Genomic DNA, 13,315 nt, shown 5'->3' with positions numbered 1-13,315 from the left:
GCGATGGCCGTCGCCTCGGTCTATCTGATCTCCAACACCAACCGCCGCTCATACCCGATCCGCCCCTTGTACGCCTCGCCGGTATCCACCCAACCCTGGCCGACATACAAATTCAGCGCCGCCAGATTATCCGCATCCACCGACAACATAAGCTGCTCGATATCCGGCCACGTCGCCCGCGCCACCTCTGGCAACCCCTGCAAAAACACCTTGCCCAGACCTTTCCCCTGAACCCGATGATCAATCTGCAACGCATGCAACGTCGCCGAACCTTCCACCGCCCAGTGCGGTAAAAACTCCCCGCGCTTGAGCAGTAAAAAGCCCACCGGCTTGTCATCCGCCAGCAACGCCACACCCTGAATATTCGGACTCGGGCGGACCAGCAACGTGTTCAGTGCGCAATAAATATCCCCGGAAAACGGCAGTTGCTCCGGCAAAATCTCCAACGCATCCAGTTGCTGGCGCTGCGTTTCGTTCAGGGTTTCGTAGCTCACAACTTGCGTTTTCATCACTGCTAAATCGCACCGTCTGACGAGAAAAGTAGGCGGCGCGAAGTATGGCTCAGTGCGTGACAGAAGTGCGTAGAGAACTGCGCGGGCTGAACACCTGTTTCTCAACCACGTTCAGCGCATCACAGCCATCGCTCAACAGCATCAATGCGGCATTGGCGATGCAACGCACGTCGCACTCGTCTGCGCCGTCCAGCGTTTCCAATAGATGCCGCGCCATGCGAAGGCGCCGGTCTGCGCTGGCAAACAGAAAATCCAGCGGTGCCTGGCTGTCGATGTGCATCACCGGGTTATCGGTGTTGTTGCTTTTGAGGGGGATGAAGCGATTCATGCTGCACCTCCGCGAGTGGCGGTGGCAGGGGGATTGGGAGTTATTTTGAACATTTTTGGCATTCTCTTTGTGAGGTGGAGCTGCCAAATACTCACTTCCACATGAGTGGGTGGCAGCTGTGCGCGGGTGTGGAAGACCGGTCAAAGAGAACCCGGCGCACCCGGAGGTGCCCCAGCGCACAGCCGCCATAACACAGCCATCGGACACCTTATGGTCCCGATGATTGATAAAAGCTTCTGTACTCTTTGAACAGCCGGGCTTCCACACCCGATCACTGATATGCAGTGACGGCGCGACTATAAGCCCCGATTCCGAGCGCTGCAACCCACCTGGCCCCCGTCACACAAGTGCTTGAGCGCTATCGAATTTTTATCCCGCATTACGGGTTGTAACTTCGCGCCAGACCGGTACAATGGCGCGGCTCGCCGACAGGTGAGTGTCGTTATGGTGACCCCATCGGTCCCCCCGCAACGATTACCCGTGAACCTGGTCAGATCCGGAAGGAAGCAGCCACAGCGGGAACATTGTGTGCCGGGGTGTGGCTGGTGGGGTTACCACCTATCTCTAAGGCTCGCCAGCTCTGGCGGGTTTCAAGTCTGAACTCAGAATATTTCGCTCAATTGCCTTGCAAACTTTTGGTCCGCTTGGCAATTGCTCCGTTTGGTTTCAATCCGGCGCCAGGAACTTACGGAAGCCGCTCTCTGTAACCTGCTGCTTTCCTGTGTGATGAGTCAGGGCGAAGTTGAATCCTTTTTCAATTCCCTCTTTGAGTCCCTTTTCAAAGGCGGTGCTAATGATTGCCAAGGCCTTTGCGCATTCTGCTGCGCTTACTTGCGCACGCAAGTCACCGTCGGCTCCGTATACCGCATGCTCGGGAAGAATGCTCTGCTGTTCGGTCACAGCATAAATAAACATGGCTCCCCATGAGTCATAAGACGAGGCTTTACCCTGGGCGTAGGTTGTCGTCAGGAAATTATTTTCCCAGCTTGTACCGGGGCCCATGTACTTATAGTCATCATCCAAATGGCTGTTTCTGGCAATTACGCTCTGGCCTGAGAACGCTACCGCCATACCTTCGTAGAACCATTGAGGCAAGTATCTGTCTGGTTCAATTTTGTGCAAATTGGCCTGAAAAAAATGCACCATCTCGTGGTGTATCAATTGCTCAAGCTTTGCAGAGGGCATGTCAAAGGGCGCTTCGTTGGAAAAGGAAATATGAATACCCCTTCGGTTTCCGGTATTTCCAAGCGTGCCCCCGATATTGAACTGACATTGCGGTAGTGGATGATCTTCGGGACTGCTGAACTGCACCTTACACGTAGCGAATGCCTGTCGCGTCATGTCTTCCAGTTCTTTTTGAATCGGGAGGGTGAATTCTAGCGCTGGGTCAAAGCTAAACTGCATGAAATGCTCCTTGGTGGCAGGCTGGTATCAGCAATTTGAGGGCGATTGTGGCTAATGCAAGCCGAGATTGCTGTGGTGTTTCGAATACCCAGCCAGGAACACTCAGGTCTGACGATGTGCTGATGTGCGAGCTCGTTCAGGCGGAATCAGGAAGAAGATGATGGGACGGTTGAGATTTAGCGCGCTTCAATCTGAACTTGAGTACCTTGGATAGAGTCGGTACATCCGCTGATTTGCGTCGATAGGCATGCCGCCTTCCCGAATGAATTCGGTCCTACCGGTTCTGTCTTTGCGCAGGGCGTGATCTGCGGGCAGCGAGCCAGCTCTGTTAAGCGCCACCTTCTTCAAAACGCAGATCCTGGCGCAACGCCTCGACACAGAAGTCCACAAACGAGCGCACTTTGGACGAGCCGCGTCGCCCCTCCAGATACACCACGTGAACCGGCTCAGGTTCGATCTCGAATGCTTCCAGCACGCAGGCCAGTTTCCCGTCTCTCAGGTGCTCGCGTATCTGGTAATACGGCACTTGGGTCAGCCCCCAATCCTGCACAGCTGCGCCGATGGCAGCCTGGAATGATGTAAGGCTGAGCCTTGAGCCGACGTCCACTGAGTAGTCGTGGCCATCAACTCGAAACTGCCACTGAGGGGCTCGTTCTGATGCGGAGGTCGAGATGGTCGAGTGGTGGCGCAAGTCGTCCGGATGCTGTGGCGTGCCATGCGCAGAAAGGTAAGCGGGGGAGGCGCAAACCATGCGCCGCACGCTGCCGACGAGAATTGCCGTCAACGAGGAATCGGGCAGGGGGCCGATGCGCACGGCGACATCAACCCCTTCATCCAGCATCGACACCACCCGATCAACCAGAATCGCGCGAACTTCTATTGCCGGATATCGGCTGAGAAAACGCGTTAGAACCGGTGTGACATGCAGCGCGCCAAACATTTGAGGTGCGGTAACGGTCAGCAAACCGCCAGGCAGTGCGTGCAAACCACCCGCTGCGTTTTCCGCTTCATCAAGGTCGGCCAGCAAACGATGGCAGTCAACGGCAAAGCGTTGGCCGGCTTCAGTGAGACGCATGTTGCGAGTGTTACGCACCACCAGCAACACCCCCAGACGACTCTCCAGGCTGGCGACTGCCCGGGTCACCGTAGCGGTGGACAACCCAAAGTGTCGCGCGACTCCGGCGAAGCTGGTCTGGTCGGCCAGGGCGGCGAACACTGTCATTTCCTGAATTCGGTCCATGTCCTGCCTGCAGCGTAGCGAGTGTGACGGAAATGCTACCAGCATTGCAGAAATAGAAATGGTGAATTGAGTTTTACGGTGATTCTCTGCATTTAGCGCAAGGAATAGCATTGACCTCAATTCATTCAAAACAGGGTCTTGCCATGAACCATTCCGATCCAGCGTTCGGCATCAGTCGGCGTAAAGTTTTGCAGGCATCTGCGGTAGGCGCAGCGTCTGCTATCGGCGCATCTCTTGTGAGTGCGGCCAGCAAAGGACCAACAACAGGGGAAAGCACTATGCCGCTCGACGATAACTTCCGTGTCACGTTTCACACGCAGAAAGTCGGTGATGTAGATGTCTTCTATCGCGCTGCAGGCCGCAAGGACGCGCCGGTGCTCCTGCTGCTGCACGGCTTCCCGAGCGCCAGCCACATGTTCCGCGACCTCATGCCATTGCTGGCAAGCCAATACCGCCTCATCGCACCGGATTTACCTGGTTTCGGAAACACCAAAGCCCCGCCGCGAGGGCAATTCGATTACACCTTTGAAAACCTCTACAAGGTGATCGAAGGCTTTACCGAGGCCTTGGGGCTGAAGAAATATGCGCTGTACATCTTCGATTACGGTGCTCCAACCGGCTTGCGTCTTGCCGCTGCGAACCCGGAAAAAGTGACGGCAATCATCAGCCAGAACGGCAATGCTTATCTGGAGGGTTTCAGCGATCAATGGGGCCCGTGGCAAGCCTACTGGCGTGATCCCTCGGCCGCCAACCGCGAGGCCTGCCGCCCTTCGTTATCGCCGGAAACGATTCGTGACTGGCAGTACGGGACAGGATCTAATCCGCAGAAGCTTTCACCGGATGGCTACAACCTCGACATCCTGTACATGGCGCGGCCGGGCGCGGAAGACATTCAGTTGGACCTGATTCTCGACTACCGCACCAACGTGGCGGCATACCCGGCGTTTCAGGCGTACTTTCGCAAACACCAACCGCCGCTGCTGGCTGTGTGGGGCAAGCACGACCCTGCGTTTATCCCGCCGGGTGCCGAGGCTTACCGTAAAGATATCCCGACAGCCGAAGTGCATCTGCTGGACGCGGGCCACTTCGCACTGGAAACCCATGCGCCGGAAGTGGCGGAGTACATCAGCGAATTTCTTTCAAGGAAACTGAGCAAGTAAGCAGTCCGTGTATCTGAAAAGCGTCCGCTCAACAGACCCCTCCTGGTCGGGCGGACGCACACTCAAACTGACCGCAAGAAAACCCTCGATCTCATGGCAGTAGAGCCCCGCCATGGATTTTCCTCTCGTATCGCGGCGATACACCGGCCATCATGGAGCGCTCGTTACCCGGTTCACGCAATCCGGATAGCGCAGAGACCCAACGCCATGTGGATGTGTATTGATGGATTTACGCGACCTCTACTATTTCGAAACCATCGCTGATCTGGGCAACCTGGGGCGCGCGGGTGAAAAGCTGCATCGCACCCAGCCTGCGCTTTCAAAAAGCATTCAGCGACTGGAAGAGACTCTCGGCACTGCGTTGTTTTTTCGTGAAGGGCGGCGCATGCGGCTCACTCCAGCCGGTGAGCTGCTGCTGATGCGTGCCCGGCTTCTGCGTCAGGGCGTGCAGGAAACCCGTCGGGAAATTCAGGACTTTGCCAAAGGCACGGTGGGCAATGTACGCCTCGGCTGCGGGCCGACAGCTGCGGAGTATCTGTTGCCGAGTCTGGTGTCGTTGTTGCTGGACACGGCCCCGGATCTGACGCTGGAACTCGTCACGGGTCAGAACGACATGTTGCTTAATTCGCTGCGAACCGGGCAGTTGGACCTGTTGATTTGTCCGTTGTCGGCAGTGGATGTGGCTCAGTTCGAAACCTTCGCACTGCTGCAGGATGAAGTCGTGGTGGTTGCCAGCGCCGAGCATGCGTTGTTCGAGCGCCCAATCGTCATGGCGGATCTGTGCGAATGGCGCTGGGTGTTGGCGGCGCCAACGGTGGCCACACGGCGCTGGCTGGACAATACGTTTTTCAATCACCAACTGGACACGCCGCAGATTCAGATCCAGACCAATTCCATCAACATGATGCCGCGGCTGATTGCTCACACCCCTCTGCTGAGTTTCATTTCCAGGCATAACCTCGGCGTGGGCAAAATTGGCGCGCACTTGCGCGAGGTACCGCTGGCAGAAACCACCATGAAGCGCAGCTTCGGCCTGGTGATGCGCCGCGAGGCTTACGTCTCGCCACCCACCGCTTACGTCGTCGATCTGCTCAAGCGCGAAGGTACGGCATTGTTCACCGATCATTCCGATCTGACCTGAGCCTTTTATTCGAGTGTTACCCATTACCCCAGCGAGGGTGAGTCGTGGGTAATTACATCAATTAAATTCATAGTTGAATAAAAAAGCGGAAATAGATTTATACGAAGAATAGGTTAACCATGGATGCCATAACGGTGGATGTCGCCTGACGATGTCTGAACCGATGCCAATAATGAAAACAAGGCGTCCTCCATGACCTACACCATTCTCGTCACCGCTGAGCGTCTGGCTCCAGCCGGACTGAACATCCTCACGCAGCGCGGCTGTCGGGTGCTGTTTGTCAGCGCAGGGCAGGAAGTCGCTGACATCGAACGGCTGATGGCTAGCGAACCGATTGATGCAGTGATCTCGCGGACTTTCGACCTCAGTGAACAGGCGATCGGCGCATGCCCGACCCTGAAAGTCATTTCCAAACACGGCGTTGGCGTCAGCAATATCGATGTTGCTGCGGCGACAGCCCGTGGCGTTCCGGTCTATGTCACGCCCGGTGCCAACGCGCAATCGGTGTGTGAGATGACCCTGGCCCTGATGTTCGCTGCAGCGCGCAAAGTCAGCTGGATGGACAGCGAGATCCGCGCCGGTCGCTGGTCCCGTGCGCAGGACGGTCTGGAGCTAAGCGGGCGTACGCTGGGCCTGGTCGGTTTTGGTCAAGTGGCGCGCAAAGTCGCGACGGTGTGCCAGGCGCTCGGTATGTCGGTACGGGTTTACGATCCGTTTCTTAAAGCCGACAGCGACCTGCTGGGCGCTGTGGCCGTCGACTCATTGGCAGCGTTGCTCAGCGAAAGTCATGTTCTGAGCCTGCATGTGCCGCTCACGGCACAGACCCGCAACCTCATTGGTGCAGCCGAACTGGCAATACTTCCCGAAGGCGCGCTGTTGATCAACACCGCGCGCGGCGAGGTGGTCGACGAAGCCGCTCTGGTCCAGGCGCTGCGCAGCGGGCAGTTGTACGCGGCAGGTCTGGACACCATGGCCATCGAACCTCTGCCGTCCAGCAGCCCTTTATTGAGCTTGAGCAACGTTGTGCTGACTCCTCACGTCGGCGGTTCGACCCCGGCGGCACTGGCCGCAATGGCTCGGGATGCTGCGAACAACGTACTGGATTTCCTCGACGGCAAGCCTGTGCCTCGTACGTCGTGCGTCAACGCTGACCTGCTTCCCCTTTGACCGGAGATTTACCATGACCGCTTCTGCTCTCAATGACTGGCCAACCGGCTACCGAATCAATCCGCGCAACGGCAATCTTGGCGCTGACCTGATCGAGGCGTTCCGCAGCGTCCCGGTGGCGGTTGCGGGGGATTGTCTGGGGCGCGGCATCGGCGCCAGAGGCCTGCACGTTTATCACGGCGATCTGTCGCTCAAATTGTGTGGCCCCGCATTCACGTTGCGCGTGCGCCCCGGTGACAACCTGATGGTGCACAAGGCTTTGATGATGGTTCAACCCGGCGATGTGCTGGTCATTGATGGCGCGGGTGACGTCAGCCAGGCGGTGATCGGTGGTCTTGTTCGTACCACGGCATTGCGGGTCAGGCTTGGCGGCATTGTCATCGACGGCGCGGTTCGTGATCTCGAAGAACTGGCCGAAGGCATCCTGCCGGTGTTCGCGGCGGGCCACACGCACCGCGGCCCGAGCAAGGACGGCCCTGGCGAAATCAATGTGCCAATAGCCTGCGCAGGGCTCTGCGTCATGCCCGGCGATTTGATGCTGGGTGATGCCGACGGCGTACTCGCGGTGCCGCAGGCAGATGTCGCTGCACTGCTACCCAAAGCCATCGCCCACCTTGAGCGCGAGGCCGCCATCCGCGAAACCAATCGCCTTGGCACTGCCGACCCGGAACGCTTCGACGCACTGCTGCGTGCCAAAGGTCTGCCCGTCTGAGCACCTTGCACTGACTCTCGTTAAACCACTGCACGGGCTATCCATGCCGGTAGCTGGCGCTTCGCATTTGTAAAAAGTCACCCAGATAAAACTAAAAAAAAGAGGGAACCCATGCTGACGATCCTCAGCTATACGATGATCACTTGCTTCATGTATCTGGTCATGAGCCGCCGTCTCTCGCCGTTGGTGGCGTTGATGCTGGTGCCCGTGGTGTTTGCCTGTATCGGTGGTTTCGCCGCAGGGCTTGGCCCGATGATGATCGACGGCGTGAAGATGCTCGCACCGACCGGGATCATGCTGACCTTTGCGATCCTGTACTTTTCGATGATGACCGATGCGGGGCTGTTCAACCCGCTGGTCAAAGTGATCCTGAAAGTGGTCAAGGGCGATCCGCAGAAGATCGTGATTGGCAGCGCCATTCTCGGTATCTGCGTTGGCCTGGATGGCGACGGTGCGACGACTTACATCATCACCACTGCCGCGCTGTTACCGTTGTACCGGCGCACAGGGATTCGCCTGCAAGTCATGGCGACAGTGTTGCTGCTCAGTAATGGCGTGATGAACATGCTGCCCTGGGCCGGGCCGTTTTCTCGCGCCGCCAGCGCCATGCATGTGGACGTTGCCGACCTGTTCATGGAAATGCTGCCGATGATGCTCGCCGCGCTGGCGTGGGTGGTGTTTGTCGCGTTTCTGCTGGGGCGCATGGAGAAGCGTCGCCTGGGCGTGATCGAGTTACGCGAAGGCGAGGGCATGGATCACTTCAAGGAGTCGGCACCGGGCGACTGGCGCTTTGTGTTTAACGCCGTGCTGACGACTGCTCTGATCACCTGCATGGTCATGAGTGTATTGCCGCTGCCGATTCTGTTCATGCTCGCGTTCGGCATTGGCGCAGTCGTCAACTTTCCGAAAATCGAAGATCAAAAGGCCCTTGTCTCACGCCATGCGGGCAACGTGATGCTGGTCTCCCTGCTGATTTTTGCCGCCGGTATTTTCGTCGGCATCATGACCGGTACCGGCATGATCAAGGCCATTTCCGAAAGCCTGATTTACGTCATTCCGCAATGGGCGGGGCAGTACATGTCATTGATCACCGCGTTGATCAGCATGCCTGGCACTTATGTACTGACTAACGACGCATTCTACTTCGGCATCCTGCCAATCCTTGCCGACACCGCCAGCCACTACGGTATCGGGCCTATGGAAATGGCCGTCGCCGGGTTGATCGGTCAGCCGGTTCATGTGCTGAGCCCGCTGGTGGCATCGACGTATCTGCTGTGCGGCTTGCTGGATGTCGACTATGCGAACAACCAGCGTATTTCTTTCAAATGGTCGGTGGGCACGGTCGGCGTGATGTTTGTGATGTCGCTGCTGATCGGCGCGCTTTCCATCCTCCATTAAGTCACGGCCGCTGGCTCAGGGTCGGCGGTCTGCACTCGAGGTCATTTCATGCATAACAATCACGACATAGATATTTTGATCAGCGAGGTCGGCCCTCGTGACGGGCTGCAAAGCGTCAAGGCGAGCATGCCTACCGCGCTCAAGATCGAATGGCTCACGGCACTCGCCGCGTCCGGTTTGCGTGAGATCGAAATCGGTTCGTTCGTTTCGCCGAAACTGCTTCCACAAATGGCTGATGCGGCACAACTGGTCGCTCATGCGCGAACCTTGCCCGGGCTGTTTGTCACCGCTCTGGTGCCCAATCTCAAAGGCGCACAGGCAGCGTTCGATGCCGGGGTGCAAAAGATCACCCTGCCGATTTCGGTCAGCGAACCGCACTCGTTGGCAAACATCCGCAAGACGCATGCGCAGGTGATTGAAGAAGTCCGCTCTGTCGTCGCGTTACGTGATCAGCAGTACCCGCACATCCAGATTGAGGCGGGGCTCTCCACCGTATTCGGCTGCACGCTGCAAGGTGTTGTGCCAGCCGATGACGTCATTCGGATGGCCCTCACCATGGCCGGACTCGGCGTAGATGAAGTGGGGCTGGCCGATACGGTGGGCTATGCCAACCCGACTCAGGTACGTCAATTGTTCACCCGATTGCGTCTTGAGCTGGGGCCTGTCGCGGGCAGTGCCCACTTTCATAACACCCGGGGGCAGGGGCTGGCGAATGTCGTGGCCGCGCTGGATGTCGGCGTGACCACGATTGACGCTTCTCAGGGTGGGTTGGGCGGCTGTCCCTATGCCCCCGGCGCCTCGGGGAACATCGTCACTGAAGACCTGGTTTACTTGCTGGAATCCATGGGCCTGCGCACTGGCGTTGATATTGATCGTCTGGTCGCCGCTCGCGAATGGCTGCACAAGGGGCTGCCGGGAGAGCCGCTTTATGGATTCATCCCTGATGCCGGTGTGGGCAAGAATTTTCGTTACGCAAGCAAGGACCAATGAACATGCAGTCGACTGATGAAAAGGCGCTGCCACTGGCAGGCATCCGTGTGATCGAGTTTGTGCACATGGTCATGGGGCCGACCTGCGGTTTGGTACTGGCTGACCTCGGTGCAGAGGTGATCAAGGTTGAGCCGGCCCCTGCTGGCGACAATACCCGCCGCTTGCGAGGCTCCGGCGCAGGCTACTGGATGACCTATAACCGCAATAAAAAAAGCTTTGCCGTCGACATGAAAACCGAAGAGGGAATGCTGGCCGTCCGCAAGCTCATCGCCAGTGCCGATGTGGTCACCGAAAACTTTCGCCCCGGTGCCATGGAAAAACTGGCGCTGGGTTATGAGCAGGTCAAGGCGATCAAACCTTCCATCATCTACAGCTCGATGAAAGGTTTTTTGCCTGGCCCTTACGATCAACGCACAGCGCTGGATGAAGTGGTGCAAATGATGACCGGCCTTGCTTACATGACTGGCCCGGTGGGGCGGCCTTTGCGGGCGGGCGCGTCGGTAAATGATGTGATGGGCGGTATGTTCAGCGCTATTTCCATCCTCGCCGCGTTGCATCAGCGCAACGCTACCGGCCTGGGCCAGTTCGTGCAGACCGGCCTGTTTGAAAACTCGGCCTTCCTCGTGGCGCAGCACATGATGCAGAAAGTCGTCACGGGCAAGGCCGCCGCGCCGATGCCCAACCGGGTCTCCGCCTGGGCGATTTACGACGTATTCACCACCGCTGACGATGAACAGGTTTTCCTCGGGGTCGTCAGCGACGGTCAATGGCAAAGTTTCTGCAAGGCCTTCGGTTTCAACAAGTGGGCCGTAGACCCTACGCTGGCCCTGAATAACCAGCGGGTGCAGGCGCGCGACGACCTTCTGCCGCAGGTGAGTCAGTGCCTGGGCGGCATGAGTAAGGTAGAAGTGATGGCGCGCTGCGAAGCCGCAGGCCTTCCGTTCTCGCCGATCCAGCGTCCAGAGGATCTGTTTGAAGATAGGCACCTGAATGAGTCGGGCGGCATGGCTGCGCTGACGGCTGACGACGGCACCGCTGTAAAAGTGCCGATGTTGCCGTTCGAGATGAATGGCCAGCGTTTCGGCACGCGCCTTAATGTGCCTGAACTTGGCAGCCATTCGACTGAGCTGCTGAGCCAGTTGGGGTATAGCGAGGAGGAGATTCGGGTGCTAGAGCAGGCAGGAGTGGTTAAAAGTTAGTGGCGTGATTCGTGGTCATACTTACAATCCCTGCTTACTGAATCCACCATGGTTCTCAGAGTAGAGGAAGTATGCCCAATACATCTTGCTTCAATTCTCACGTGACATTGGCCCCGACCCGGCAAACCGACCTCGACGACCTGGTCGCCATCCGGATTGAAGCGATGCGCGAAAGTCTGGAGCGGGTAGGGCGCTTTGATCCGGTGTGTGCTCGCGAGCGTTTTGTCAGTGGTTTCGATGCGCGTAATACACGCTATATCGAAGTGTCTGGAGCGCGCGTTGGTTTTGTCGTGGTCAAGCGGCACGAGCATGAGCTGTTGCTTGATCACCTTTATCTGAGGCTGAGTGCGCAGGGCTCGGGCATAGGCTCAGCGGTGCTGTCGATGATCTTCAAAGAGGCAGATGCCGCGGGGCTTCCGATTAAAGTCGGCGCGCTTAAAGAGAGCGCGTCGAATCGGTTTTACCTGCGCCATGGATTTCAGTTGTTGGAAAGTGGCGAGTTTGATCATTACTATGTTCGTCAGAGTGTTCCTGCCTGAGCGTTTGCCCTTGAAAATTCGACCTACCTCAACCGCCAACCCGCAGAGCCGCAAGCAATGAAGCTAACGATTCGGTAGCCCCGTCAAAGGTGTTTTCCGACTTCAATGTGTCCCATTGCATTGCGTCACTCAGGCAGTAGTCCCCTATGCATTCCATGGGGGATGTTTGCGGGTCCAGAAGACCTAACGGAATCCACATGTACGGCGAGCCACGTAAGGCGTTGGGGACTGTCGAACCGCACTGTTTGCAGAAGTCATTTCTGTAACCGCTGGGTTTAACCCAAGAGCTGATTTCTGACTGTCCCGCTTCCCACTGGAAAGTGGATTGCGGAACAATGGTCGCGCAGTTGTAACCCGTGCCTGTTTGTTTACGGCAGAGAGAACAGTGGCATCGGTAGAAATACAGCGGCGCTGTTTTGAGGGTAAAAACCACGCTTGCGCAGAGGCATTGTCCTGTCAGCATGTATACATTCCTTATTGAGAGGCTCTGGGCTGATTGGCTGTAGCCAGTTGCTTTAGCGACCACTAAACCCTGACAGAAATCGCTCGGTGATTATCGTTACGGCCTCGGTCGCAGACATTAGCGCTGTGTCGACAGTAAACAGCGCCTCATCCCACGCTTCATATTCGTGGTCCAGCACCGACTGCCAAGTGGGCGGAGTCAGGCACGGAATATCACTTGTTCTTTTTTCAACCCGACGCTGGTGTTCCTGTTTGTCGGAGCACACCACCTGAATATTCATCAACTGAGCGCCAACGCTTGTAGCAATGTTGCTCCAGGCGTTTCGGCTTTCCAGCACCGGGTTAACGCAATCAACGATGACTGATTGGCCAAGTTGAAGGTTGCCCAGCGCAAGCTCATTCGCGACCCGGTAGCCGACAGGCCCGATATCTTGTGCAAGCTCGCCGGAGTTACGGATAGCCTGTTCAATTGAATCAATACGCAGATACACCGCCTGTGTTCGGCGAACGAGTTCACGTGCAATCGTCGTTTTACCTGTGCCGGGAAGGCCGCTGAAGACAATGAGCATTCGAGGTTCGCCGTGGGTGGACATAATCAATCAAGCACGGGGCGCATAAAACTGCGCTCGTAACTGACAATGAATTTCTTCTCGACTGCCTGTGCCACCGCTTCGATGCATTCGGCATCGGTTTCGGCTTCTTTGCGATAGCGCTCATAGTCCGCAAGGCTTTGGAAGCTGAACAGGCAATAGGCGATGTTGTTTGCGCCTTCGGCAGGCAGGAAATAGCCATGGTGCAAACCGCCCATGCGCGTCACCAGGCGGATCCATAAGCGGGAATAGATTTCAAAGGCAGGGATTTGGTACGGGTCGATCAGATACTTCACATGGCAGGTAATCATTACGAGCTGTCCTTGTTCGAGAGGCACAGAGGTTACCAATTAAGTATCGATGTGAATATTGCTGCACTGTGTATGACGTTTTGTTCCTGAATCTGTATCTAACGCCTTTCGTTCCTGCACTTTACTCTTGCCTCCGAGAACCGACCCAGCCGAACGTCAGTG

Annotated in this window: 15 protein-coding genes and 1 other RNA gene; 9 read left to right on the top strand and 7 right to left on the bottom strand. The window is 57.0% G+C overall.

What is annotated here, in order from left to right:
* Positions 1-20: 20 nt before the first annotated feature.
* Both AUC61_RS11025 and AUC61_RS11020 read right to left on the bottom strand, forming a co-directional pair.
* Entirely contained in the window at positions 21-509 is a 489-nt protein-coding gene (locus tag AUC61_RS11025; RefSeq protein ID WP_243246037.1) for a GNAT family N-acetyltransferase, read from the bottom strand.
* 52 nt (positions 510-561) lie between these two features.
* Positions 562-840, bottom strand: a complete 279-nt coding sequence (locus tag AUC61_RS11020; protein ID WP_243246035.1) for a hypothetical protein — start codon at positions 838-840, stop codon at positions 562-564.
* Between the two features lie 454 nt (positions 841-1,294).
* Here AUC61_RS11020 and ffs point away from each other — a divergent pair.
* Positions 1,295-1,391: signal recognition particle sRNA small type (ffs, locus tag AUC61_RS11015), an RNA gene on the top strand.
* A 115-nt stretch (positions 1,392-1,506) separates the two neighbouring features.
* Here the strand turns inward: ffs and AUC61_RS11010 are convergent.
* Positions 1,507-2,244, bottom strand: coding sequence for a hypothetical protein (locus AUC61_RS11010; protein ID WP_243246034.1), 738 nt, complete (start codon positions 2,242-2,244; stop codon positions 1,507-1,509).
* A gap of 328 nt (positions 2,245-2,572) precedes the next feature.
* Positions 2,573-3,484, bottom strand: a complete 912-nt coding sequence (locus tag AUC61_RS11005; protein WP_243246032.1) for a LysR family transcriptional regulator — start codon at positions 3,482-3,484, stop codon at positions 2,573-2,575.
* Between the two features lie 278 nt (positions 3,485-3,762).
* On the opposite strand from AUC61_RS11005, the gene AUC61_RS11000 reads away from it, so the two are divergent.
* The 8 genes from AUC61_RS11000 (at position 3,763) to AUC61_RS10965 (ending at position 11,790) form a co-directional block, all read left to right on the top strand.
* Positions 3,763-4,644: an alpha/beta fold hydrolase gene (locus AUC61_RS11000; protein WP_243246064.1), complete on the top strand. Its 882-nt coding sequence runs from the start codon at positions 3,763-3,765 to the stop codon at positions 4,642-4,644.
* A 223-nt stretch (positions 4,645-4,867) separates the two neighbouring features.
* Positions 4,868-5,785 (top strand): LysR family transcriptional regulator, encoded by a 918-nt coding sequence (locus AUC61_RS10995; protein ID WP_243246031.1) that lies wholly within the window; start codon positions 4,868-4,870, stop codon positions 5,783-5,785.
* A 192-nt stretch (positions 5,786-5,977) separates the two neighbouring features.
* Positions 5,978-6,952: a hydroxyacid dehydrogenase gene (locus AUC61_RS10990; protein ID WP_243246029.1), complete on the top strand. Its 975-nt coding sequence runs from the start codon at positions 5,978-5,980 to the stop codon at positions 6,950-6,952.
* A gap of 13 nt (positions 6,953-6,965) precedes the next feature.
* Entirely contained in the window at positions 6,966-7,664 is a 699-nt protein-coding gene (locus tag AUC61_RS10985; RefSeq protein ID WP_243246028.1) for an RraA family protein, read from the top strand.
* A gap of 111 nt (positions 7,665-7,775) precedes the next feature.
* The gene (locus tag AUC61_RS10980) at positions 7,776-9,062 is read left to right on the top strand and encodes a CitMHS family transporter (RefSeq protein WP_243246026.1); all 1,287 of its coding nucleotides are present in this window, start codon (positions 7,776-7,778) and stop codon (positions 9,060-9,062) included.
* Between the two features lie 48 nt (positions 9,063-9,110).
* On the top strand, positions 9,111-10,052 hold the full coding sequence (locus tag AUC61_RS10975) for a hydroxymethylglutaryl-CoA lyase (RefSeq protein WP_243246024.1): 942 nt from the start codon (positions 9,111-9,113) through the stop codon (positions 10,050-10,052).
* Between the two features lie 2 nt (positions 10,053-10,054).
* Entirely contained in the window at positions 10,055-11,251 is a 1,197-nt protein-coding gene (locus tag AUC61_RS10970; protein WP_243246022.1) for a CaiB/BaiF CoA transferase family protein, read from the top strand.
* A 71-nt stretch (positions 11,252-11,322) separates the two neighbouring features.
* Entirely contained in the window at positions 11,323-11,790 is a 468-nt protein-coding gene (locus tag AUC61_RS10965) for a GNAT family N-acetyltransferase (protein WP_243246020.1), read from the top strand.
* 28 nt (positions 11,791-11,818) lie between these two features.
* On the opposite strand, the gene AUC61_RS10960 is transcribed toward AUC61_RS10965, so the two are convergent.
* From AUC61_RS10960 to AUC61_RS10950, 3 genes are read right to left on the bottom strand one after another with little or no spacing between them, the layout of a single operon-like run.
* Positions 11,819-12,253, bottom strand: coding sequence for a GFA family protein (locus AUC61_RS10960; protein WP_243246019.1), 435 nt, complete (start codon positions 12,251-12,253; stop codon positions 11,819-11,821).
* A 52-nt stretch (positions 12,254-12,305) separates the two neighbouring features.
* The gene (locus AUC61_RS10955) at positions 12,306-12,821 is read right to left on the bottom strand and encodes a P-loop nucleotide/nucleoside kinase family protein (protein WP_243246017.1); all 516 of its coding nucleotides are present in this window, start codon (positions 12,819-12,821) and stop codon (positions 12,306-12,308) included.
* A gap of 26 nt (positions 12,822-12,847) precedes the next feature.
* The gene (locus AUC61_RS10950) at positions 12,848-13,153 is read right to left on the bottom strand and encodes an NIPSNAP family protein (RefSeq protein WP_243246015.1); all 306 of its coding nucleotides are present in this window, start codon (positions 13,151-13,153) and stop codon (positions 12,848-12,850) included.
* Positions 13,154-13,315: the final 162 nt, after the last annotated feature.

The organism is Pseudomonas maioricensis, assembly GCF_022790535.1.
Taxonomy (GTDB): Bacteria; Pseudomonadota; Gammaproteobacteria; order Pseudomonadales; family Pseudomonadaceae; genus Aquipseudomonas; species Aquipseudomonas maioricensis.
This window is presented reverse-complemented; position numbering and strand designations above follow the sequence as displayed.